The sequence below is a fragment of the Plantibacter sp. Leaf1 genome, assembly GCF_001421315.1.
Lineage (GTDB): Bacteria > Actinomycetota > Actinomycetes > Actinomycetales > Microbacteriaceae > Plantibacter.
The window spans coordinates 2,414,845-2,437,099 of sequence record NZ_LMJX01000002.1; the positions used below are offsets into that span (position 1 = coordinate 2,414,845).

The window sequence follows — 22,255 nt, forward strand, 5'->3', positions numbered from 1 at the left end:
ATGCTTACACCCTCCTGCCACAGAAAGTCTGTGGCCGTTCGAGTCCGAAGGAGGTGGGTTAGTGACGCATCAGTACGAACTCATGGTCATCCTCGACCCCGAGATTGACGAGCGCACGGTTGCACCGAGCCTCGACAAGTTCCTCAACGTCATCCGCAACGATGGTGGAACCATCGACAAGGTCGACATCTGGGGCCGTCGTCGTCTCGCTTACGAGATCAACAAGAAGACCGAAGGCATCTACGCCGTCGTGGACTTCACTGCATCGAGCACTGCCACGCAGGAGCTCGACCGTCAGCTGAAGCTCTCCGAGGCCGTCATGCGCACCAAGGTGCTGCGTGCCGAAGAGGCCATCGCTCAGGTCGCCACCGAGACGAAGCGCAGCGAAGAGAAGGCCGCCCGCAAGGCTGCCGCCAAGCCCGCTGCCGCTGTCGCCGCGGCTCCCAAGGCAGACGCGGCTCCGGCTGCGGCTGAGACCAAGGAAGCCTAGGGCTCATGGCCGGCGAGACCGTCATCACCGTGGTGGGCAACCTGACCAGCGATCCGGAACTGCGTTTCACGCAGAACGGCCTGGCTGTCGCCAACTTCACCATCGCTTCCACGCCGCGCAACTTCGATCGTGCGGCGAACGAATGGAAGGACGGCGAAGCGCTGTTCCTGCGCGCGAGCGTCTGGCGTGAATTCGCCGAGCACGTGGCCGGATCGCTCACCAAGGGAAGCCGTGTCATCGCGACCGGGCGTCTCAAGCAGCGTTCCTACGAGACGAAGGAAGGCGAGAAGCGGACTTCGATGGAACTCGAAGTCGACGAGATCGGCCCTTCGCTCCGGTACGCGACCGCGACCATCAGCCGTGCACCCTCGGGTGGCGGCGGCGGTGGACAGCGCGGCGGCGGAGCTCCGCAGGTGCAGCAGAACGAGCCCTGGGCTCAGAGCGCACCTGCAGCTTCCGGCGGCAACGGCGGTGCAGATGCCTGGAACACTCCGGGTAGCTACAGCGACGAGACCCCCTTCTAAACAGATTCGATCGGTCCGGTTCTGCCGGCTCAGCCGATCACTCCATTACACGCAAAGGAACAACCATGGCTGGAAAGTCGAGCGGCGACCGCCGCAAGCCTGCCCGCGGTGCTAAGGGCGGCAAGAACGTCGCTCCCGCGAAGGCGATCCGCGTTGGTGTCATCGATTACAAGGATGTCGCCACGCTTCGCAAGTTCATCTCCGAGCGGGGAAAGATCCGTGCTCGTCGTATCACCGGTGTCAACGTTCAGGAGCAGCGACTCATCGCACGCGCGGTCAAGAACGCGCGCGAGATGGCGCTCCTGCCCTACGCCGGCTCTGGCCGCTAGGAGGCGCCGCACATGTCCAAAGTGATTCTGACGCACGAGGTCTCCGGCCTCGGCTCCGCTGGTGACGTCATCGACGTCAAGAACGGCTACGCTCGCAACTTCCTCGTTCCCCAGGGTTTCGCGACCCCGTGGACCCGCGGTGGCGAGAAGCAGGTCGAGCAGATCAAGTCGGCCCGCGCTGCGCGCGAGCACGCCACGATCGAAGAGGCCCAGGACCTGAAGGCTCGCCTCCAGGCCACCAAGGTCAAGCTCACGGTCAAGACGGGTGGCGAAGGCCGTCTGTTCGGTTCCGTGAAGCCTGCCGACATCGCGAAGGCCGTGGCGGAAGCCGGGCTGGGCGAGGTCGACAAGCGCAAGATCGAGATCCACACCCCGATCAAGTACGTCGGCGAGCACGAGGCCACCATCAGCCTCCGCGACGAGATCGTCGCCACGATCACCCTTCAGGTGGTCGCGGCCAAGTAGTACTGCCGTGCGGCGTCCCGACCCTCGGGTCGGGACGCCTCATGCACGTCGCGTGAAGCGCGATGGCGGTGGACCGAGAGGTCTGCCACCATCGCGCTTTTCTGTGCCCTGAACGGGGGCGGAACGCGCGTCTCGAGGCCGATCGCTACACCGTTCTCGGCCTCGGAGTCAAGCAAGTTGTACACAGGTGACCCCCGTTCTCCCCAAGGTTCGACACAGGATCGAGAGAACTTTCCACACACAGCCTGTGGAATCGGAAAGCCCTGGTCAGAGATACTTTGTCCGACAAAAATACTTCTCTGTCCACAGGGTTTCCCACAGCTTGTGCACACGACACGCGGCGTTTCCCCCGATCTCTCCACAGAGTTATCCACAGGCAGAGTTGGTTGTGGAGACGAGTGGCCCTATCGTGAGTCATCGGCGTCTCGGAACAGCCGGGCGAGCAGGCTTCGAAGCCCTCGTCCGTGGCTCGCGAGGCCCGCGCGGCGGCCCGAATGTCCGCCGCCCCTGATACACCTGAATCGTCACCACCCGCTGCACCCGAGTCCACATCGAGAAGGGATGTCCACTTGTCGATCGCTCACCTCAACCGCTCGGAAGGCGGCGGTTCGTACGACGAGCCGCGCAGCAACGAGCGGGTCCCTCCGCACGACCTGCTGGCGGAGCAGAGCGCACTCGGCGGCATGCTGCTGTCGAAGGACGCGGTCGCCGATGTGGTCGAGACGCTCCGCGGTGTGGACTTCTACATCCCCAAGCACGAGGTCATCTACGACGCGCTGCTGACGCTGTACTCGCACGGTGAGCCGACGGACGTCATCACGGTCACCGACGAACTCGTCAAGACGGGTGAGTTGTCGCGTGCCGGTGGTGCCGACTACCTGCACACGCTCACGAGCCTGGTGCCGACCGCGGCGAACGCCGGCTACTACGCCCGCATCGTCGCTGAGCGCGCACTGTTGCGTCGCCTGGTCGAGGCAGGCACCCGCATCGTGCAGATGGGCTACGCGGCCGAGGGAGAGGCCGTGGAGCTCGTGAACTCCGCGCAGGCGGAGATCTACGCCGTCTCCGGCAACCAGGAGGTCGAGGACTACGTCCCGCTGACCGACGCGGTGAGTGCAGCGATCGACGAGATCGAGGCGGCGAAGCACACCGACGGTTCGATGACGGGCGTGCCGACGGGCTTCCGCGAGCTCGACGAATTGACGAACGGTCTGCACCCGGGTCAGCTCATCATCGTCGCCGCTCGACCCGCTATCGGTAAGTCGACGCTCGCGCTCGACTTCGCCCGTGCGGCGTCGGTCCACTACAACCAGCCGTCGATCTTCTTCTCGCTCGAAATGGGTCGCAGCGAGATCGCGATGCGCCTGATGAGTGCTGAGGCGTCGGTGCCGCTGCAGCTGATGCGTAAGGGCACGGTCGACTCGCAGGACTGGACGAAGATCGCCCAGGTCCGTGGTCGCATCAACGACGCTCCGCTCTACATCGACGACAGCCCGAACATGACGCTGGTGGAGATCCGGGCGAAGTGCCGTCGGCTCAAGCAGCGTGTGGGTCTGAAGATGGTCGTCATCGACTACCTGCAGCTGCTCACGTCGGGTAAGCGTGTCGAGAGCCGTCAGCAGGAGGTCTCGGAGTTCTCGCGTGCGCTGAAGCTGATGGCGAAGGAGCTCCAGGTCCCCGTCATCGCGCTGTCGCAGCTGAACCGTGGTGCCGAGCAGCGTGCCGACAAGATGCCGGCGCTGTCCGACCTCCGTGAGTCGGGCTCGATCGAGCAGGACGCCGACATGGTCGTGCTCCTCCACCGTGAGTCCGCCTACGAGAAGGACAGCCCGCGTGCCGGCGAGGCCGACCTCATCATCGCCAAGCACCGGAACGGCCCCACCCGCACCATCACCGTCGGCTTCCACGGCCACTTCAGCCGCTTCGCCGACATGGCGCCGGGGCAGTAGGGCGAGTGTAGGGTCCAGGTGGACCTGCTCGCAGGCTCGGGAGCGATCCGAGAGCACGGCATCGTCGACCGTCCTACCCAGGACATCGACCTGTTCACCTCCGACCTCGACGCCGGCCGGTTCGACACGGCCGTCAGCTCCGTCGTCAACGGGATCCGAGACGCCGGCCACGCCGTCGACGAGCTGCGATGTTTGGAGCAGTTCGCGCGCCTGGCCCACCCCGCCAAGCGCTGCACCCGAAGCCCGCTCCCCGGAGCAGAACCGCGACCCCCGGCGCAGTCGCTAGCACCCCACCACCCTTCGTACGGGCGATCCTTACTCAGTGACTCCCGTTCGGCGACAGGCGGTCAGAACGGTCGACGGCCGTGGGCTCGTTCAAAGGCCCGGAACCAGCGTGCGCGCGCTATCGCGACAATGAGCATGAATACTCCGCCGCCGCCCGCGATGACGAAGATGCCAAGGCCCACCACCACGACGCCGGTGGAGTCACCACCTATCGCGGTCAAGAAGAAGCAGAGAGCCATCACCAGCAGAAACGACCCCAGCAGCGCCTCACTGAGCGGAGTCCTCAGGGTCATCCGATACGGCCCGGAGGGTCGATTCGTGCTCATCCACGGGAAGGGTTCCGGCGGCAGGTCGTTCCGAGGTGCTGGGAGAGGATGGTTGCTCATGAGCTCATCTAAGCAGCGCGAAGCTAACGGCTCGGTGTCGAGCTTCCGTGCGTATGCGACGATCGCTCAACAGCTCGACGCAGATATGTTCGGTGCAGTTCTGGCGAGTTATCCACAGGTCGGTGAGTGTGCTTCGGTGTGGAGGGCGAAAAGCACTGACGTGGTAAGTGCAGATCTGTCAGTCCTCGGGGTTTTTCGCCGCAGCGACGATCTCCTGCTCGTCTTTGAAGGCCAGCTTGGTCGTCATCGACTCCCCTTGTTCTTCGTCTCAAGCGAAAGTCGCGATGAGGTGCGCTGCACCGACAGCGTCTGAACCAGGTGACAAGAGCCGAGTTGAGCTGTCGTCCTCGCCGCCTCCGAACGCCGATGAAACGGTTGAATGAGAGTTCCCTCGAGTTAGCCACGCTAGGTTCGTTCGATGAACGAGCGACGTGGCGACACAGCAGGCTTGCTCCGATCTGGGCCAGAGGATGTGCTCGCCAAAGGGCAGGTGGCCGGTCGGCAAGCCACTCGACCGAGGGCTGTCCTGCTCGACTTCCACAACACGTTGGCCGTCCCACGATCGATCGACGGCTGGATCGACGAAGCGCGAGCGCTGGTGGCTCCCGGCCAAGCGCCGCCGTCCACCGAGCGGATTCGAAACGTGTGGGTGGACGCGAAGCGACTGTTCCCCACCCAGGCGTGGGATCTTGATCCCGTCGCCCACCGGCACGCCTTCGTCACAGCGCTCAGCCACGATGGATCTGTGTCGACCGACTTCGCCGAAGCGCTGTACGAGGTCATGCCGAACCAGTGGGTGTTGAACGACGGGGCCTTCGACTTCATCGCCCGAGCGTCAGGCGCCGGCGTGCGTCTGGCGATCGTCTCCAACATTTCGCTCGACATCCGTCCCGCCCTCCAGCGGTGGGGGATCGACTCCTTACTGGACGCGGTCATCCTGTCCTACGAGGTCGGCTACGTGAAGCCTGACCCGCGGATCTTCCAGCTCGCCGCCGACGCGCTCGGCGTCGACCCGACGGAGTGCCTGATGATCGGCGACTCGCAACACGACGACGTCGGCGGCGCCGTCCTCGGGATGCCCTGCCTGATCGCCCGACCCGAGCAGATGTGGCGCGCATTCGCCCTGGCGAACCCGGTCTGACCGGCGCATGAACGCGACGAATCGACATAGAGTGGTTCGTCGATGGAAGAGGTGGTCAGGGTGCAGGACTCGGGAGCGATCGAACCGGATGCGCTGATCGATGCGCTGAAGGCGTTGGCCAACCCCGTGCGGCTCGAGATCGTGCAGTGGCTCCGCGACCCGGAGGTCGCCTTCGCGGATTACGAGCCCATCGCGAATCGCGCCGAGGTCGGCGCCTGCGTCAGTCACATCCAGGCGAAGAGCGGCCTTGCGCAGTCGACGATCTCCGCCTACATGGGAACCCTCGAGCGCGCCGGCCTCGTCCACCCCACCCGGGTGGGCAAGTGGACGCACTACCGACTCGACGAAGACCGCCTGCGACGCGTGGGAGACGCCATCGGTTCCTCGTGATCATATTTACGTATCGAAGTTTGTAGATATGATGGGCGAGTGACGACGACTCCCATCTCGACCGTGCTGATCGTGCACGCGCATCCAGAATCCACCTCCTTCAGTACCGCTCAGGCGCACGAGGTCCGCCGGGCCCTCGAGGCGCAGGGCTTCCAGGTCGACCTCCTCGACCTCTATGCGCAGGCCTGGCAGCCGGTCCTGGATCGCCACGAGTTCCCGGCGTTCGACGGCCCGTTCAAGCCGCAACGCGAGCAGTGGAGCGCCGTCCGCGACGGCACCCTGCCCGACGACGTGCGCTCCGACCTCGACCGCGTCCTGGCGGCCGACCTCCTCGTACTGTCCTTCCCGCTGTGGTGGTTCTCGATGCCGGCCATCCTCAAAGGGTGGCTGGATCGCGTCTTCGTGATGGGCGGCGTCGCCGGTGGTGACGCCGGCCTCTTCGAGACCGCGCGGCTCGCGGGGCGGCGGGCGGTGGTGCTCGCGACGACCGGTGGTCCGGCAGCGGCTTTCACGCCCGACGGCGCCTTCGGTGGCATCGACGAGTTCCTGTTCCACATCCATCGCGGCGTGTTCGAGTTCGTCGGGTACGACGCCCTCGCGCCCGTCATCACCTACGGACCGGCGCACCTCGACGACGCCGCTCGGGCCGATGCCCTCCGTGCTGCGGCGGATGCCTTCCGTGACATCGAACATCGGCCGAGCGCCGCCACCTCGCGGGCTCGGGGGAGCCTGGCCGGCTGACGGTCGCTGCCCGCGGTTCGCCCTGAGCGGGGCGCCGCCTCGGCGTGTGTCATCTCCATGCTGACTCGAGGTTCGCCCCGTCGATCGGCCCCGACGACGACCATCTGCTCCACCCGGGAGGGTTGCGGGAACGGCATACGGAAGCTATCTTCCTATAAACACGTTCTGCTGAGGTTGGAGAGATGATGACTCGCAAGAAGATCCTGGTGCTGCTCGCGTCCGGGCTGGTGGTCGCCGGCGGACTCGGCGGCGTGGCAGCGCAGGCGGTCGCGAACGCCTCGGAGGTGCGAGCGGCATCGACCGAGACGTCGGCAGAGACGCCCGCCGCCTCGCCCGCCGCAACCCCGACCCCGACCCCGACCCCGACGACACCGTCGGCCGCATCCACACACATCGACGAGTTCTACCTGCAGGACCTGTGGCTGCGGTTCCGCGAGGCGGGCCAGGTCGCGATGGCCTCCTGCATGGCCGACGCCGGGTTCGGGTTCGACCAGACCACCTTCGACGGGATGCCGCCGGCCCTCAGCGAGGCTGACCAGGCCGCGTGGCAAGCCGCCGCAGAGCCCTGCCGGGAGGTGCGCGATGCCGCGGTCGCCGCAGCCGAGGCCGCCTACGTCCCGACCGAGGAGGAGCGTGCGACGGCGCTGGCGTTCGCGACGCAGTACCAGGGCTGGATCGACGCGATGCGCTTGTGCATGGCCGACCGCGGACACCAGTTCGTCGGCGACGTCGACCTGACACTGCAGGTCGGCCCGTACCCCGAGGGTCAGCAAGCGACCGGGATGCCCGACGGGCTGTCTCCCGAGGAGGCCCACCAGTGGCGACTCGACTCGTCCGGCTACGACTCCAGCTACCCCGAGTCGGAGCAGAGCACGTGGGAGGCGTCCTGCGGCGCCGTCGCCGACGCCGCCTACGGAGGCCCCGGGCACTGACCGGTCTCTCGTCGGTGACAGCTCGCGATCGGCTGTGACGCACATGTCGGAACACCATCCCGCAACCGGGGTCGACATGCGCGTCGTGGTCGCGCGGCTTAGTGTCACTTAAGCCGTATAAGTGTCACTAGCGAGTGAGTTGGCGACAGGCGCTCAGCCGACCCGCGACTCAGCGCGTCATCGCAGGCGTGCTCCCACCCCACTCGCCGAGCCGGCGGACGCGGCGTCGAGCAGCTCGAGCACGTGGCGGTAGTCCTCGCCGGTCGCTCGGGTCATGCCGAGTTCGCAGGTGCGGTTGCACGACGCGTGCGCATCGGCACCGATGGCCGCGACTTCAGCGGCCTCGGCCTTCGTCGCAGAGGCGGTGAGCTCCGGGTGCAGCATGCCGCGGTCGCCCGCGAACGCGCAGCAGCCCCAGTCGTCGGGCACGTGCACGCGCTCGGCGACGGCCTCGCCGATCAGCACCAGGTCGGGGTCGAGCCCCATCTGCCGGGAGGAGCAGGTCGGGTGCAGGACCAACTGCTCGATGCGGGCGTCGACCTCGACCCGCGGCAGGATCTCGCGGGCGGCGAAGGCCACCGCGTCCTCCATCACGACGCCACTCGCGCTGAGCAGCTTCGCGAAACCCTCCGTGCAGCTCGACGCGTCGCTCACGACCACCAGACCACTGTCGGCGACCGCCGCTCGGACGCGCTCGACCGTGCGCTGCTCGTTCACCGCCGCCCCGGACGCGAAGCCCTTCGACGACCACGGCGTCCCGCAGCAGATCGACTCGACACCGTCAGGCACGATCATCTGCAGGCCCGCACGCTCCAAGAGGCGCGTGAAAGCGCCCATGACACCGTCGCCCCCGTCCGCCGCGCCAAACATGCTGTTCACGCACGCCGGAACGTAGATGCCGACCGTCGGACCGTCCGCTGCACCGACCGTCCGACCGAGCGCCTTCCGCGAGCGCCCGCCGCCCGGCAGGTCGCCGGAGTACTTCGGCACGGTGTCCGCGCCGAGCACGGCCCTGGCGACATCCGTCACCGCGCCGACCACGGGAGCCGGCAACAGCTTCGCGCCCGAGAGCGCGACCGAACCGATCCTCGTGGCTGGCCCCCAGCCGACAGCCGCCGCCTTCCACCCCGCCGCGGGGACCGGAGCCGCATCCTCGCGTCGCAGCCGCTTCACCAGGGCGCCGGTGTTGATCTGGACCGGGCACGCGGTCTGACACATGCCGTCGACCGCGCAGGTCTGCACGCCGGCGTAGTCGTAGTCGTCCGCCAGCTCCTCGGCCAGCGCGATGTCGCCGCGGGCCCGGGCGGACTCCTCGGCCCGGCGCACGACGATGCGCTGCCGCGGCGTGAGCGTCAGGTCCCGACTCGGGCAGACGGGCTCGCAGTACCCGCACTCCACACAGCGGTCGACCTCTTCCTCGACCGTCGGCTGCAGCTTGATCCCGCGGAGGTGCGCCTCCGGGTCCTCGTCGATGAGCACACCGGGGTTCATCACGCCGGCCGGATCCACGAGCCGCTTGAGCTCGAGCATGACGCCGTACAGCTCGTCGCCGTACTGCCGACGGACGTACGGTGCCATGGCGCGCCCCGTGCCGTGCTCCGCCTTCAGGTTGCCGCCAGCGTCGAGGACGAGGTCGACCATCTGCTCCGTGAACGCCACGAACCGACCGAGCGCGGCGTCGCCCTCGAACCGGTCGGTGAGCATGAAGTGGATGTTGCCGTCCTTCGCGTGGCCGAAGATGACCGAGTCGCGATAGGCGTGCTGCTCGAAGAGCTCCTGCAGGCTGGCACAGGTGTCGGCGAGGGCCGCGGTGGGGACGACGATGTCCTCGAGCAGCGCCGTCGTGCCGGAGGGGCGGGCGCCGGCGACCGAGGCGTAGAGCCCCTTGCGGAGCCCCCACGCACGCGCCCGCTGGGACGCGTCACTCGTGAACGCCACCGGCGCATACACGTCGAGACCGTTGAGGAACGTTCCGCCGGCGGTCGCGCGGTCCCTGAGCTCAACGGCGTCGCCGGACCGGTACTCGACGAGGAGGGCCGCGTGATCCTGCGGCGTGAACCCCTGGATCTCGGCCGGGCTGCCGGGGAGCCGCTGTCCGACCGTCAACGAGGTCGCGTCCATGAGCTCGAGCGTCGCGGCGCCGGACGCCACCAGCTCCGGCAGCGCGCGCGTCGCCGCGTCGAGCGAGGGGAACACGGCCAACGCCGTGGACACCAGCGGGAGGACGGGAACGGTGCGGAAGGTCGCCTCGGCGACGAACGCGAGCGTGCCCTCCGAACCGATGAGCAGGTGCTGGAGGACGTCGACGGGGGAGTCGAAGTCGAGGAAGGCGTTGATCCCGTAGCCCATGGTGTTCTTCAGCGAGAACTGGCGCTCGATGGACGCGACGGACGCCGGGTCGGACCGCACCCGCCGTTGCAGCCGCTCGATGCCCTCGGCGAGCTCAGGTTCGGCGTCGTGCAGCTGACGGTCTGCCGTGGGATCGGCCGTGTCGATCGTCGTGCCGGAGGGGAGCACGAACACCATCGACTCCAGCGTCCGGTAGGTGTTCTCGTCGATCCCGCAGGCCATGCCGCTCGAGTTGTTCGCGATGACGCCGCCGATCGTGCACGCCACCTCGCTCGCCGGGTCGGGGCCGAGGCGGTAGCCGAGTCGCGTCAGCCGGGCGTTCACCTGGGCCACCGTCGCCCCGGGCTGCACGCGGACACGCTTGCCGCCGTCGAGGACCTCGATGGACTTGAACCGCTGCCTCGTGTCGATGACGAACCCGGAGCCGGATGCCTGGCCGGAGAGGCTGGTGCCGCCGGACCGGAACGTGACCGGAGCGGCGGAACGGCTCGCGGCCCGCAGGATCGCGGCGACCTCGGCCGCGCTCTCCGCGATGACGACGGCCTCCGGCGTGAGGAGGTAGTGCGAGGCGTCACCGGCGTAGGCGGCACGGTCGATCGCGCGGGTCCGGATGCGGGCGGGATCGCCGACGGCCTCGCCGATGGCCTGGGTGGCGGGGGATGGGACGGTGGTCGGGTGTGCCACGAGGCTTCCTTCTCGAGATCGGGCGTCAGCGGCGCGCGGGGATGCGGGTGCAGGATCGCGACGCCTCAGGTGGATGGAGCGTCATCGGCCATCGCCCGACCCTCATTCGAAGCGTTGCCACTCCGGCCGGTTGTCGTAGGTGTAGCGATAGTAGTCCGCCAGCTTGAGTCGCGACGCCGCGGCCTCGTCGACGATGACGGTCGCGTGCTCGTGCAGCTGCAGCGCGGACCCGGGGACGAAGGAACTCAGCGGTCCTTCCACTGAGGCCGCGATGGCCTCCGCCTTCCCGGCACCCTGCGCGACGAGCACGAGTTCGCGGGCCTCGAGGATGGTGCCGAGCCCCTGGGTCATGCAGTGGGTGGGCACCTGGTCGAGCGAGTCGAAGAACCGGGCGTTGTCCTCGCGGGTCTTCGGCGCCAGGGTCTTGATCCGCGTGCGCGAGGCGAACGACGACGTGGGCTCGTTGAACCCGATGTGTCCGTTCGCGCCGATCCCGAGGATCTGCACGTCGATGCCGCCGGCCTCAGCGATGGCCCGGTCGTACTCCTGCGCGGCGGCCGCGAGGTCGGTGGCCCGGCCGTCGGGGACGCGCACGCGCGACGGGTCGAAGCCGAGCGGACCGACCACCTCCCGGGCGATCACCTTGGCGTACGACTCGGGGTGCTCCGCCGGGATGCCGACGTACTCGTCCAGCGCGAACCCGCGGGCACCGGCGAACGATAGCGAGCCCGCTGCGACGCGACGAGCCAGCTCGGTGTAGATGCCCTGGGGGCTGGAGCCGGTCGCCAGGCCGATGACCGGCTCAGGCCGCCCGGCCACGATCGACGCGATCTTCGCGCCGGCGACCCGACCGACCTCGGCTGCGTCGGGAAGGATGATGATCTCCACGGTGGTCCTCTCGTTCCTGTTCAGGCGCTCGCAGCAGCGGACACGGCCGCGCGGACGTCTCCGTCGTTCGCTTCGAGCAGGCGTGTCGCCGTCGCGGCGTCGACGTCGGCGAGGAGCATGACGACGGCCGTCTTGGCGTGTGACCCGGCCTGTTCCAGGGCGGCGTCCGCGACGGCGCGGTCCGCTCCGGTGGCGTCGGCGACGATCCGCTGCGCGCGGTCGACGAGCTTCTCGTTCGTGGGCCGCACGTCCACCATGAGGTTGGAGTAGACCTTGCCCGAGCGCACCATGCTCGCGGTGGAGAGCATGTTGCACACGAGCTTCTGCGCGGTCCCGGCCTTGAGTCGGGTCGAACCCGTCAGTGCCTCGGGGCCGGTCATGACCTCGATGGCGATCTCGGCCTCGGCACCGATCCGCGAGCCCGTGTTGCAGGACACCGCGATGGTCGCCGCACCGAGCTGGCGTGCATAGCGCAGGCCGCCGATGACGTAGGGGGTGCGACCACTGGCCGCGAGCCCGACGACCACGTCCGCGGGTCGAAGCTCGGCTGCGCGGAGCTCCGCGGCACCGAGTTCGAAGTCGTCCTCAGCACCTTCGACGGCGACCACGAACGCGTGCTCACCGCCGGCGATGAGCCCGATCACCTCGGAAGGGTCGGTCCCGAACGTCGGCGGGCACTCGACCGCGTCGAGCAGGCCGATCCGACCGCTCGTCCCGGCGCCCAGGTAGATGAGGCGCCCGCCGTTCCGTCGTGCCTCCGTGATGCGTTCCACGGCGCGGGCGATGTCCGGCAGTTCCGCGCGGACCGCATCCGCGACGAGCCGATCCTCGTCGTTGATGACCTCGAGCAGCCGAAGCGTGTCGAGGGTGTCGAGGTCGATCGTGCGCGGGTTGCGCCCCTCCGTCGAGAGTGCGGCCAGGGTACTCGAGGTCTCAGGCACGATGGGCCCTCCGTTCTGGGTCTGACGGCGTGCGGCCATCGAGGGGATCCGGGGTCGTGTCGGCGCTCATGCTTCGAACCGTAGCCCCCGCGGCGGCCCGTCGAGGGTGCGTGCCGGAAGGACGCGTCCGGGGACGATCGCGCCGAGCACGCTGCCGTGCGAGGCACCGGTGGCTGAGGGCAGGGATCCCGCCTGTCCGTTCACCGTCAGGAAGCCGAGGACGGCGAAGGCGAGCGCCTCCTTCGCGTCGGACGGGAGCCCGGCGTCGTCGCTGATCACGACCTCGGCATCGGGGAGGGCCGCGCGGATGCGTGCGACGAGCTGCGGGTTGCGGACCCCGCCGCCGGCGAGGATGACGCGTTCGACCCCGCGGACCGCGTCGGCCACGGTCCGGGCGGTCAGCTCGGTCAGGGTCGCGACCAGATCCTCCACGGGCAGCGTCGGACGCCCGGCGAGCTGCTGCCGCAGGTACGCGAGGTGGAAGAGTTCCTTGCCCGTCGACTTCGGTGCGGACCGCTCGTAGTACGGCTCGCGGAGCAGCAGCTCGAGGGTCTCCTCGTGGACGGTGCCGCGCGCGGCGAGTTCACCGTCGGCGTCGTACTGCCGGGCGCCACCCGTGTGCTCGGCGACGACCGCGTCGATGAGGGCGTTCGCGGGTCCGCTGTCGAACGCGATCGGATCCGTTCCCGGGCGCACGATCGTCGCGTTGGCGATGCCGCCGAGGTTGACGGCTGCGGCGGTCCCACCCGCGAGCCAGAGGGCGTCGATCATGCTCACGAGCGGGGCGCCCTGGCCGCCGGCCGCGACGTCGCGCGAACGGAGGTCGGCGACGACGGTCACGCCGGTGCGTTCGGCGATCCAGGCAGGCTGGCCGAGCTGGAGGGTCCCCTCCACCCGGCCGTCCTCGACCCAGTGGTACATGGTCTGGCCGTGGGAGACGATCAGATCGGCGTCGCCGTCGCACAGCTCGGCGACGGCCCGGACCGCGAGGTCGGCGAACGCCTGGCCGATCCGGGTGTCCAGACGGCAGACGTCCTCGACGCTCGTTGCCGCGGGCGGGAGGGCTGCGGTGATCATGGCCCGCAGCTCCGGCTCGTACCCGGCGGTGATGAGGCCGAGTGGGCGGACGACGAGGGTGTCGCCGTCGACGCTGATCTCCGCGGCGGCCGCGTCGATCGCATCGTGCGAGGTGCCCGACATGAGGCCGATGACGCGCATGGGCCGGGTCACTTGCGCAGCTCCGTCCGGTGCGCGTTCCCTCGGAGGGTGCCGATCGCGATCGCGCTCACCACGCACGTCGCCATCACGTAGTACGCGGGCACGTCGAGGTCGCCGGTGGAGGCGATCAGCGAGGTGATGATGAGTCCGGCGCTGCCCGAGAACACGGCGTTCGAGATCGAGTACGACAACCCGAGGCCGGTGTAGCGGACGGAGGTGGGGAACATCTCGGCGAGCATGGCCGGGCCGGGGCCCGCGATCATGCCGACGACGGCTCCGGCGACGAACACGGCGAGCCCGTGGATCCCGACCCCGAGGTCCGGGTTCTGGAGCACGTTGAGCAGGGGCAGCGCGAGGATGACGATGAGGCCGGTGCCGGTGAGCATCACCCAGCGGCGACCGATCTTGTCCGACAGCCATCCGGCCGGGAGGATCGTCGCGGCGAATCCGGCGTTCGCGAGCACGGTCGAGATCAGGGCCTCCTGGAACGACGCGTTGAGGCTGCTCTGCAGGTAGGAGGGCATGACGACGAGGAAGGTGTACCCCGCGGCGGACCACCCCATGAGGCGGCCGATGCCGAGGAGGATCGCCTTCGCGGTCGCCGCAGCTCCGGCACGGACGACCGGCTGCGTCGCAGCCTTGGCTGTGTCGGAGCCGTCGGAGCCCGAGGCGGTGATCTGCTGGAACTCCGGCGTCTCCTCGAGCTTGAGGCGGAGGAACAGGGCGACTGCACCGAGCGGGATCGCGAGGAGGAAGGCGATCCGCCAGCCCCACGCCGCCAGATCCGCTTCGGACAGGACGGCCGACAACAGCGCGACGGTTCCGGCGCCGCCGAGGAGGCCGAGCGCGACGGTGAACGATTGCCAGGAGCCGTAGAGTCCGCGCTTGCCCGCAGGTGCGAACTCGGTCATGACCGAGACGGCCCCGCCGAACTCGCCACCCGCGGAGAGCCCCTGGAGGATGCGCACGAGCGTGAGCAGGATCGGAGCCGCGACACCGATCGACGCGTACGTCGGGAGGATGCCGATGAGGGCGGTCGCTCCGGACATCAGCACGAGGACGAGGATGAGCGTCGGCTTCCGACCGATCCGGTCGCCGATCCGGCCGAACAGGGCCGCACCCACCGGGCGGAAGAAGAAGGCGATGGCGAAGGAGGCGTACGTCGCGATGAGCGACTCGATGCCCGTCTGCTCGCCGTCACTGAAGAACTGGGCCGCAAGGATCGTGGCGAGGAACCCGTAGATCCCGAACTCGTACCACTCGATGAAGTTGCCGACGCTGCCGGCCACGATGGCGCGACGCCGGGCGGCGCTGCTGATCGTGATGGGCGGTGTGGAGCTGGTCACGGGACCTCCCTTGGTTCCTGGATCGTGCTCGGGGCTTTGCCACAAAGATACACGGTCAGACGAGGGATGGTACTTTCCATACCTGTCGTCGGCCGGTGCCGACGGTACAGTGATGACCGACGAGGGGAGCACGCATGGGAGCAGACGGCCGCAGAGCGCGGGCGGTGTCCACCGAGGTGCGCGCTCGTCTCGAAGAACTCCGCCCCTCGGAGCGCCGCATCGCGGAGTCGCTCCTGGCCGACCCGGGCGCGTTCGCAACGCGGTCGGTCGCGGAGATCGCGGAGGAGGCGTCCACCTCGACGACGACGGTTGTGCGGTTCACGCGGAAGATCGGCTACGACCGCTTCAAGGACTTCCGGCACGACCTGACCGAGGAGAACCTCCGCGAGCGGCTCGCCCTGGCCGGCACGAACGCCCAATCGCCCGACATCGTCGCCGGCGACAGCCTCGACGACATCGTCGCGAAGGTCGCCGCGAACGAGTCCCTCTCGATCGCCGACACCGCCCAGGCCCTCGACACCGAAGCCCTCACGCGCGCAGCCGCAGCGGTCGCCGGCGCACGCCGCGTCGACATCTTCGGCGTCGGAGCGAGCTCGATCGTCGCCGTCGACCTCCAGCGCAAGCTCTCCCGCATCGGCCGAGTCGCACTCGAATGGCCCGACTCGCACGCGGCCTGGACGGCTGCCGCGATCCTCGACGAGCAGTCGGTCGCCGTCGCCATCTCGCACTCCGGAGCGACCGCCGACACCGTCGACTTCCTCCGTCTCGCCGCCCGCTCCGGGGCGACGACGATCGCGATCACGAACCACGCGGAGTCGGCGCTGGCGAACGGCGCGGACATCGTCCTCCAGACGGCCGCCCGGGAGACCGCGTTCCGGTCGGGGGCGCTCGGAAGCCGGATCGCGCAGCTCATGGTCGTCGACTGCCTCTTCATCGGCGTCGCCCAGGTCGACTATGAGGCGTCCACGGCGGCCCTGCAGCGCACCTTCGACGCGGTGCGGGAGCGTCGCACCGCCGAGTGACGTCCGCCCAGATCCGCCCTGGACAGGCCGGGCGCTCCTCGCCAAGGTGGGAGGGATGACCGACACCCGAGCAGACGTCCTGATCCGACCGGCCACCGAGCCTGAGCTGCGCCACCTGCCCGACTGGGCGATGAGTGGCCCGGTGACGACGGTGGCCTTCGAGCGCTTCGCCGGCGAGGTCGATGCCCGGAACTATCGGCCGGAATGGACCTGGGTCGCCGAGCGGGACGGGCGGATCGTCGGTCACGCGCTCTGGTGGGGACAGTCCGACGCGTCGAGACCCGCGACCCTCGACCTCCTCGCCGTCGACCCCGAGCTATCGGCCCCTGAGGCGGTCGGAGCGGCCCTCATCCGCGCCGGCATCGACGCGTTCGGCGCCGGCCCGGCACTGGAGTTCAACGTCGACGTCGCTCCGGGGTGGGCGGATGACCCCGGAGCGGTCGCCGCCGTCCGCTGGCGGGAGGCCGCGGCTCACGGGGGAGGGCTCTCTCGCACCACCGAACGCATCAGCTTCGCGAGGTCGAGCACCGATCCCAGACCCTCGCGCTCGACTCGCCTGCGCTTCGTCGAAGCCCCGGACGAGCGATTCCATGAGCTGTTCGCCCAGGTCGCGACCGGGACGCTCGACGCGCACACCCTCGACATGGTCGCCAGCGAAGGCGTGCAGGCGCTCGCCGACGACGACCTCGCGTTCTACCGCTCCCTGCCCGGGAAGCGCGAGGCGTGGCGGGTCGCCGAACTCCTCGACGGCACGACCGTCGGGTTCATCATCCCGACCAGGACCGCCTACGACGCGAGCATCAGCTATCTCGGCGTGCTGCCCGACCATCGTGGACACGGGTACGTCCACGACCTCCTGGCGGAGATGGTCCACGTGCACCACGACGACGGTCAGGACCGGATCGTCGGCACGACCGACGCCGCGAACGTGCCGATGCGGAACGCGTTCGCGCGCGCGTCCTTCTCCGTCACCCGGGTGCGGATCGTGCACGCCCAAGCGGGCGACGGTGCAGAAGGCGACGCGGCCGGACTCGCCTAGAGCATGCCCGTCAGCGGCGATGGACTCGACCATCGCGGCGTCGCCATCGGACGGTCGCGCATCGCGCCGACCGCAGCCCGGAGATCGTCCTTGTGGCTGATTCGTGCCGGGCGTAGCTTGACCGCATGAGCCTCTTCATCACCTGCCCGGTCGAGAGCGTCGAACGCGCGACCGCCTTCTACGACGCCCTCGGCTGGACGCGCAACGCGGCGATGTCCTCCGAGCAGGTGTCCTGCTTCGAGATCGCTCCCGAGCAGTTCGTCATGCTCGGCAGCCGCGAGATGTACGCCGGGGTCGGTGGCACCGAGGACCTCATCGGCGGACCGGACACGCCGTCGAAGGTCACGGTCTCGTTCGACCTCGGCAGCCGGGAAGCGGTCGACGAACTCGTCGAGCGTGCTGGCGCCGCGGGCGGACGGGTCGGCGACACCGACGACTACCCGTTCATGTACCAGCGCCAGTTCGACGACCCGGACGGCTACCACTACTCACCGTTCTGGATGAAGCCGGACACCGAGCCGACCGCCTGAGCGACCCCACCTCGACACGGTACGGCGAGCAGGTCTCCAGCCACGAGGTCTCGCGGGAGCTGCACGCACGGCTCGTCGCCCGCCGGATCGAACGCGGACTCGTTGTCGAGGCGGAAGGCGACGGAGTGCGTCGTGGACGCCCGGCCGATCAAGCGGAGTTCCGACCAGCACGCGTCGGTTTCCGACAGGCGGGCGTCGAGGGTGAGGTGATGGCCGTCCTCGCCGACGGCTACCGCGACGACGCGGGCGACGACCACTGAGGTCTGCTCGGTGGAGGAGGGGCACCCGCCGGTGCCGGGGATCACCGCTGCCGCCGTGTGGACGCACGGCGTTCCCTGCCGTGCGACCAGGTGCAGCATCGAGACGTCGGCGACGATCACGTCCGTGGTGCTGAGGCTGGTGTGTGCCGGCCAACGGTCAGGGACGAACGGGTCCGGGATGCTGCGGCGGAGCGAGGGCAGGATGGTCGTGAGGGTCATGACGACCGGTCTACGCCTCACCAACCCGCCGGATGCCGGTCCTCACGGGATCCATGCGTCGATGAGCGGAACCCCGACGGTCTCCTCACGCTCCGAGCTCAGGACTCGAGCGTGGCCCGCGAACTATGAGGGTTCGCCGTCCTCGTGCACCGGTCGCTGCGCCGCTCGACGCCGGCGGTCGTCGCGCCACCTGAGGAGGGTCATCGCCAGGTTGAGGGCGAGGAGCGAGAGGGCGGCGAGCTTCAACGGGAGCGGCATGGACGGGTTCAAGCCGAGGATCAGCGCGAGAACACCGAGGAACCCGAGCCGGACCCAGGGTGCCGCAGCCGCGTTCTTCATCCGGCCACCCTAGCTGCAGGCTTCCGGCGGCGAGTCGCGCGCGCAGTGTGCCCCGCACGCTGAGCTGCGCATGACGTGAAGGAACCGCTGGCGACGACCGGCCGGGACGACCTAGGCTGACGTCCATGCCACCGCCGCCCATGAGCAGGACCCGTTCCACCCTCCTGCTCGCTGCGGCGGCGCTGCTGACCGTCGCCGGGCTCGCGCAGCTCGTGTTGTGCCTCATCGACTGGTCCGGTGAGGCCGGCGACGTGTTCCAGCTGGTGCTCGCCGCGGTGCAGTTCGTGTGCGGGCTGATCGCGTTCATCCTCACCGCGCGTCGTCGTTCTCGGTCGTGATCGCGAGTGGTTTCGGCAACCCCTGCTGACCGCGAGTCGCGGGCCCCCGTCAGTCGATGGTGTGGCCGCCGTTGACGGTGATGCGCTGGCCCGTGATGAACCCGGTCCGGTCGGAGGCGAGGAACGCGACGGCGTCGGCGATGTCGTCGATCGTGCCCATGCGCCCCATCGGCACCTCGGCGAGGTACGCGGCGATGTCCTCCGCTGACGCGTCGGCGTGGCGCTCGACGGGGATCCACCCGGGGGCGACGAGGTTCACGGTGATGCCGTCCGGCCCGAGCTCGCGCGCCCACGACCTGGTCAACCCGAGCTGGGCACCCTTCGCCGCGACGTAGGCGGACATCTCGGGGAGGGCACGCTCGAACATGTCCGAGCCGATCTGGATGATCCGGCCGAACCGCTGCTCACGCATGTGCGGGGCAATGGAACGCACGAGGAGGGTCGGACTCTTCACGAAGAACGCCAACTGGGCGACGTGGTCGTCCCAGCCGAGCCGGTCGATCGGCACCGACGGCTGCGGGCCCGTCGCATTGGCGACGAGCACGGAGATGGGCGCGGCTGCCTCAGTGATGCGCTCGACGAGCGAGACCACCGACTCCTCGTCCGTCACGTCCGCGCTGAACGCCTCGGCGGCACCACCGGCCTGCCGGATCGATTCGACGACGTCGGCCGCCTGCTCGGCCCCGGATCGGTAGTTGACGGCGACGAAATACCCGTCAGCACCCAGCCGGCGGGCGATCCCGGCGCCGAGCCCTCTCGACGCTCCGGTCACCAAGGCGACTCGTTGACCTGCGAACCCGAGTGAGGTCATCGCCGTGCTCCGTTCGATCGTCGGCTCGAACGCCGATGGATGGGATGCCACTCCGCGCGGCTGTTCAGTGTCGGCGTCGCGTCTGCCCTGACCTTCCCGAGGATAGTCGGCCGTTCGACCGGGTCGGCGCCCGACGACGTGACTCGGCCGCAGCCCAGGGGCACTACCGTCGAGGGATGCGTCCTGCTCCCCGCCCCACCGGCAGCCTCCGCGTCGCCCAGGTGGTCTCGGAGGTCTTCGGGCCGGCGCCGCTCCTGACGTTCGCCCTGATCCAGGCCGGTGTCGGCACCGCACCGCGTGGCATCTGGACGGCCCTGCTCGCCTCGCTGCTGATCGCGGTCCTGCCCTACGCGGCACTCATCCTGTTGGCGCGCTCCGGCAGGGTCAGCGGGCGGTTCGTCTCCGACCGCCGCCAGCGCGGACCGATCCTCGCGTGCGTACTGGTGTCCGTGGCGCTCGGCGTGTCACTGCTCGTCTTGCTCGGCGCCGACGCCCGGTTGTTGGCCGTCGGCATCGCCGCGATCATCGGCTTGCTCGTCGTCACGGCGGTGAACCTGGCGTGGAAGTTGTCGATCCACGCGGCCATCGCCGCCTTCGTCGCCATCCTGCAGTTCGGCTCCCTGCCCGTGGCGCTCGCCGCGACCCTGCTCCTCGTGCCGCTCGTCGTCGGCTGGGCCCGCGTCCGCGAGGGGGCGCACACGACGGCGCAGGTCATCGCCGGGTTCGGTGCCGGTGGTGCGGTCTTCCTCGCATATCTCCCGATCCTCGCCGCGCTCCAGGGGTAGCGGGGGTGTACCCGTCTCCGGCCAGAATGGTCGCATGACGACCCGACCACTCGCCGACGACCACTGGCGCACCTGCCTCATCTCGCCGTACCTGCGGGCTCCGGGCGATGCCGGGGCTGCGGCGTTCTTCGTGCGCACGTATGCTCGCGACCTCGTGTTCCCCGGGTTCGTCTCGATCGACGAAGCGCGGCCCGTCGTCCGCAGATACGCCGAGGTCGTCGGGCTCGACGAGGGGTCGGCGGACGGGGTCCTCGCCGAGGTCGTCGACGCCCGGATCGTCGAGACCGCCGCTGGGCCCGGCGCCGAGGTCCCGTTCGCCGTTGCTCTCGCCCAGCTGCGTGACCAGGGTGTGGCGGTGCGGGTCGGCCTCGACTGCTGTCGGGACCGGGCGCTCGAACGGGTCGAACGCGACCACGGCGACCACGACCGCACCTTCGCGGTGGCGGCGATCGACGACCTCATGAAGATCGCGCGGGCGTCTCGGATCGACGTCAGCTTCTCCTATCTCGACAGCGCGATGGTCGACGTCCTGACGCCTGAGCTCAACGCGCGAGCGGCCGCCGGCGATCGAGAGGCACAGGCGACGTGGCTCCGGGCCGTGGACGACGCCGAGCGGGTGGCCGGCGGACTGGTCGCTTCGGCGATGCGGGATGTGGCCGGCCTCGACGTGACGTGGAACGGCACCGCCCAGGACACGGTCGGTGTGCACGTCCCCGGCTGGAGCCGTCCGCTCCCAGTGTGATCCGATCGGCCGGGTGCACGGGGTCGTGGCGCCTCTCGTGCGTCGGGGCATGCGCCGGCCGCTCGTCCTCCAAGCCGGCGTGCGGAACGTTGGAGGTGTCGTGCGGCACTCCCTGCATCCGGTCCGGGACGATGGTCGTATGACAGCTCTGAACGGGATCGACATCGCGGCCGAACTCCGACAGGTCGAGGCCCACTGGACCCCACGAGTGGTCGGACGGGTGAACGACCAGTACGTGAAGGTCGCCAAGCTGCTCGGCCAACTGGTTTGGCACGCCCACGCGAACGAGGACGAGATGTTCCTCGTCGTCTCCGGCACCCTCCGGATCCAGCTCCCCGACGATCAGGAGGTGGTGCTGACCCCGGGGCAGTTCTTCGTCGTACCGCGAGGCGTGCAACACAATCCCATTGCCGAGGAGGAGGTCGAGATCGTCCTCATCGAGACCGTCACGACCGCGCACACCGGCGATGTGGTCGTCGAGGGCACCGTGCCCGTGGAGCGACAGGTCGGCGACTTCCGCTGAGACCAGGCGCCCGACAGCTCGGGAACGCCGCGGTCAGGATCCGGGGGCGGGGGGTCGGAGGACGCTCCTCGCGAGTCCACCGGGCCAGACCGTCGTGGTATGAAGGTCGCCATGCGCCGCGCCGTCAGCACTCTCCTCGCCATCTGCCTCGTCGGCACCCTTGCAGGGTGCGGGGCGCTCGACCGTGGGCCCAGCTACGAGTCTGCGAAGGAAGCGGCGCTCGCTTTGCGTCAGGAGTTCGAAGCGACGTTGCCTGACGGAGCGTCGACGGTGAGCGAGAAGGAGGTCGACCTCGCCTGCAGCGGCGGTGCCGCCCAGTACGACGGCAGCATCACGGTGAGCGTCGCAGAGGGGTTCGATCGCAACGCTTGGTTGGACGAGGCCGCGGCGATGTATGCCGACAGGCCGGCGTGGAAGGTCGAGAAGGCGGTCGCAGCCGACGACTCCTCAGACGCCACGAGCGGCGTCTCCTTCATCTCCGATGACGGCTATTACGTCCGTCTCGACGAATTCGCCGACACGTCAGAGTGGGGGCCGGTCCTCGTCCTGGGCACGTCCGGTCCATGTGTGCGACGCTGAGTAGGCCGTC

27 protein-coding genes are annotated in these 22,255 nt (G+C 69.1%); 18 read left to right on the forward strand and 9 right to left on the reverse strand.

Annotation, left to right across the window (positions count from 1 at the left end; translation table 11 throughout):
• The first annotated feature begins 82 nt into the window (after nucleotides 1-82).
• The 5 genes from rpsF to dnaB all read left to right on the forward strand — a co-directional run bounded on the left by rpsF (nucleotide 83) and on the right by dnaB (nucleotide 3,757).
• Complete coding sequence (rpsF, locus tag ASE44_RS13585; RefSeq protein WP_228506624.1) at nucleotides 83-490, forward strand: 30S ribosomal protein S6; 408 nt, start codon at nucleotides 83-85, stop codon at nucleotides 488-490.
• A gap of 5 nt (nucleotides 491-495) precedes the next feature.
• Entirely contained in the window at nucleotides 496-1,014 is a 519-nt protein-coding gene (locus tag ASE44_RS13590) for a single-stranded DNA-binding protein (protein ID WP_056010349.1), read from the forward strand.
• A 65-nt stretch (nucleotides 1,015-1,079) separates the two neighbouring features.
• Complete coding sequence (gene rpsR / locus ASE44_RS13595) at nucleotides 1,080-1,343, forward strand: 30S ribosomal protein S18 (protein ID WP_056010351.1); 264 nt, start codon at nucleotides 1,080-1,082, stop codon at nucleotides 1,341-1,343.
• Nucleotides 1,344-1,355: 12 nt separating this feature from the next.
• A complete protein-coding gene (gene rplI, locus ASE44_RS13600; protein WP_056780635.1) occupies nucleotides 1,356-1,808 on the forward strand; it encodes a 50S ribosomal protein L9 in 453 nt (150 codons plus the stop codon).
• A 575-nt stretch (nucleotides 1,809-2,383) separates the two neighbouring features.
• Nucleotides 2,384-3,757 carry a replicative DNA helicase gene (dnaB, locus tag ASE44_RS13605; RefSeq protein ID WP_369796480.1) on the forward strand — a complete coding sequence of 458 codons (1,374 nt, stop codon included), beginning with the start codon at nucleotides 2,384-2,386 and terminating at the stop codon, nucleotides 3,755-3,757.
• Nucleotides 3,758-4,104: 347 nt separating this feature from the next.
• Here dnaB and ASE44_RS13610 read toward each other — a convergent pair whose 3' ends face one another.
• On the reverse strand, nucleotides 4,105-4,368 hold the full coding sequence (locus ASE44_RS13610) for a hypothetical protein (protein WP_157579957.1): 264 nt from the start codon (nucleotides 4,366-4,368) through the stop codon (nucleotides 4,105-4,107).
• A 58-nt stretch (nucleotides 4,369-4,426) separates the two neighbouring features.
• Between ASE44_RS13610 and ASE44_RS18580 the strand changes: the two genes are divergently transcribed.
• The 5 genes from ASE44_RS18580 (at nucleotide 4,427) to ASE44_RS13630 (ending at nucleotide 7,632) form a co-directional block, all read left to right on the forward strand.
• Entirely contained in the window at nucleotides 4,427-4,741 is a 315-nt protein-coding gene (locus tag ASE44_RS18580) for a hypothetical protein (protein ID WP_157579959.1), read from the forward strand.
• A gap of 105 nt (nucleotides 4,742-4,846) precedes the next feature.
• Nucleotides 4,847-5,569, forward strand: a complete 723-nt coding sequence (locus ASE44_RS19110) for an HAD family hydrolase (RefSeq protein ID WP_082456017.1) — start codon at nucleotides 4,847-4,849, stop codon at nucleotides 5,567-5,569.
• A gap of 42 nt (nucleotides 5,570-5,611) precedes the next feature.
• Nucleotides 5,612-5,959, forward strand: coding sequence for a helix-turn-helix transcriptional regulator (locus tag ASE44_RS13620; RefSeq protein WP_056780643.1), 348 nt, complete (start codon nucleotides 5,612-5,614; stop codon nucleotides 5,957-5,959).
• A 39-nt stretch (nucleotides 5,960-5,998) separates the two neighbouring features.
• Nucleotides 5,999-6,700 carry an NAD(P)H-dependent oxidoreductase gene (locus ASE44_RS13625; RefSeq protein WP_056780645.1) on the forward strand — a complete coding sequence of 234 codons (702 nt, stop codon included), beginning with the start codon at nucleotides 5,999-6,001 and terminating at the stop codon, nucleotides 6,698-6,700.
• 182 nt (nucleotides 6,701-6,882) lie between these two features.
• Nucleotides 6,883-7,632 (forward strand): hypothetical protein, encoded by a 750-nt coding sequence (locus ASE44_RS13630; RefSeq protein WP_056780647.1) that lies wholly within the window; start codon nucleotides 6,883-6,885, stop codon nucleotides 7,630-7,632.
• Between the two features lie 177 nt (nucleotides 7,633-7,809).
• Here ASE44_RS13630 and ASE44_RS13635 read toward each other — a convergent pair whose 3' ends face one another.
• From ASE44_RS13635 to ASE44_RS13655, 5 genes are all read right to left on the reverse strand, one after another.
• Nucleotides 7,810-10,665 carry an FAD-binding and (Fe-S)-binding domain-containing protein gene (locus tag ASE44_RS13635; protein ID WP_200921077.1) on the reverse strand — a complete coding sequence of 952 codons (2,856 nt, stop codon included), beginning with the start codon at nucleotides 10,663-10,665 and terminating at the stop codon, nucleotides 7,810-7,812.
• Between the two features lie 102 nt (nucleotides 10,666-10,767).
• Nucleotides 10,768-11,553: a glucosamine-6-phosphate deaminase gene (gene nagB, locus ASE44_RS13640; RefSeq protein ID WP_056780650.1), complete on the reverse strand. Its 786-nt coding sequence runs from the start codon at nucleotides 11,551-11,553 to the stop codon at nucleotides 10,768-10,770.
• 20 nt (nucleotides 11,554-11,573) lie between these two features.
• Nucleotides 11,574-12,494 (reverse strand): N-acetylmuramic acid 6-phosphate etherase, encoded by a 921-nt coding sequence (gene murQ / locus ASE44_RS13645; RefSeq protein ID WP_235522609.1) that lies wholly within the window; start codon nucleotides 12,492-12,494, stop codon nucleotides 11,574-11,576.
• Nucleotides 12,495-12,560: 66 nt separating this feature from the next.
• The gene (locus ASE44_RS13650; protein WP_235522610.1) at nucleotides 12,561-13,724 is read right to left on the reverse strand and encodes an anhydro-N-acetylmuramic acid kinase; all 1,164 of its coding nucleotides are present in this window, start codon (nucleotides 13,722-13,724) and stop codon (nucleotides 12,561-12,563) included.
• Entirely contained in the window at nucleotides 13,721-15,058 is a 1,338-nt protein-coding gene (locus ASE44_RS13655) for an MFS transporter (RefSeq protein ID WP_056780656.1), read from the reverse strand. Before ASE44_RS13655 ends, ASE44_RS13650 begins: the two co-directional genes overlap by 4 nt.
• A 134-nt stretch (nucleotides 15,059-15,192) precedes the next feature.
• Between ASE44_RS13655 and ASE44_RS13660 the strand changes: the two genes are divergently transcribed.
• The 3 genes from ASE44_RS13660 (at nucleotide 15,193) to ASE44_RS13670 (ending at nucleotide 17,649) form a co-directional block, all read left to right on the forward strand.
• Nucleotides 15,193-16,080 carry a MurR/RpiR family transcriptional regulator gene (locus ASE44_RS13660; protein WP_056780659.1) on the forward strand — a complete coding sequence of 296 codons (888 nt, stop codon included), beginning with the start codon at nucleotides 15,193-15,195 and terminating at the stop codon, nucleotides 16,078-16,080.
• Between the two features lie 55 nt (nucleotides 16,081-16,135).
• The gene (locus ASE44_RS13665) at nucleotides 16,136-17,119 is read left to right on the forward strand and encodes a GNAT family N-acetyltransferase (protein WP_056780661.1); all 984 of its coding nucleotides are present in this window, start codon (nucleotides 16,136-16,138) and stop codon (nucleotides 17,117-17,119) included.
• Between the two features lie 125 nt (nucleotides 17,120-17,244).
• Nucleotides 17,245-17,649, forward strand: coding sequence for a VOC family protein (locus ASE44_RS13670; protein ID WP_056780664.1), 405 nt, complete (start codon nucleotides 17,245-17,247; stop codon nucleotides 17,647-17,649).
• On the opposite strand, the gene ASE44_RS13675 is transcribed toward ASE44_RS13670, so the two are convergent.
• Nucleotides 17,604-18,128 carry a hypothetical protein gene (locus ASE44_RS13675; RefSeq protein WP_056780666.1) on the reverse strand — a complete coding sequence of 175 codons (525 nt, stop codon included), beginning with the start codon at nucleotides 18,126-18,128 and terminating at the stop codon, nucleotides 17,604-17,606. The two genes, ASE44_RS13670 and ASE44_RS13675, sit on opposite strands and share 46 nt — an antisense overlap.
• Before the next feature lie 123 nt (nucleotides 18,129-18,251).
• The gene (locus tag ASE44_RS13680) at nucleotides 18,252-18,467 is read right to left on the reverse strand and encodes a hypothetical protein (protein ID WP_056010402.1); all 216 of its coding nucleotides are present in this window, start codon (nucleotides 18,465-18,467) and stop codon (nucleotides 18,252-18,254) included.
• 125 nt (nucleotides 18,468-18,592) lie between these two features.
• On the opposite strand from ASE44_RS13680, the gene ASE44_RS13685 reads away from it, so the two are divergent.
• The gene (locus ASE44_RS13685) at nucleotides 18,593-18,805 is read left to right on the forward strand and encodes a hypothetical protein (protein WP_157579963.1); all 213 of its coding nucleotides are present in this window, start codon (nucleotides 18,593-18,595) and stop codon (nucleotides 18,803-18,805) included.
• A gap of 49 nt (nucleotides 18,806-18,854) precedes the next feature.
• On the opposite strand, the gene ASE44_RS13690 is transcribed toward ASE44_RS13685, so the two are convergent.
• Nucleotides 18,855-19,616, reverse strand: a complete 762-nt coding sequence (locus ASE44_RS13690; RefSeq protein ID WP_056781234.1) for an SDR family NAD(P)-dependent oxidoreductase — start codon at nucleotides 19,614-19,616, stop codon at nucleotides 18,855-18,857.
• A 176-nt stretch (nucleotides 19,617-19,792) separates the two neighbouring features.
• Between ASE44_RS13690 and ASE44_RS13695 the strand changes: the two genes are divergently transcribed.
• From ASE44_RS13695 to ASE44_RS13710, 4 genes are all read left to right on the forward strand, one after another.
• Nucleotides 19,793-20,401: a hypothetical protein gene (locus ASE44_RS13695; protein ID WP_056780669.1), complete on the forward strand. Its 609-nt coding sequence runs from the start codon at nucleotides 19,793-19,795 to the stop codon at nucleotides 20,399-20,401.
• A gap of 34 nt (nucleotides 20,402-20,435) precedes the next feature.
• A complete protein-coding gene (locus tag ASE44_RS13700; protein WP_056780672.1) occupies nucleotides 20,436-21,143 on the forward strand; it encodes a hypothetical protein in 708 nt (235 codons plus the stop codon).
• Nucleotides 21,144-21,282: 139 nt separating this feature from the next.
• Nucleotides 21,283-21,666: a cupin domain-containing protein gene (locus ASE44_RS13705; protein ID WP_056780674.1), complete on the forward strand. Its 384-nt coding sequence runs from the start codon at nucleotides 21,283-21,285 to the stop codon at nucleotides 21,664-21,666.
• 111 nt (nucleotides 21,667-21,777) lie between these two features.
• On the forward strand, nucleotides 21,778-22,245 hold the full coding sequence (locus tag ASE44_RS13710) for a lipoprotein (protein ID WP_162235756.1): 468 nt from the start codon (nucleotides 21,778-21,780) through the stop codon (nucleotides 22,243-22,245).
• Nucleotides 22,246-22,255: the final 10 nt, after the last annotated feature.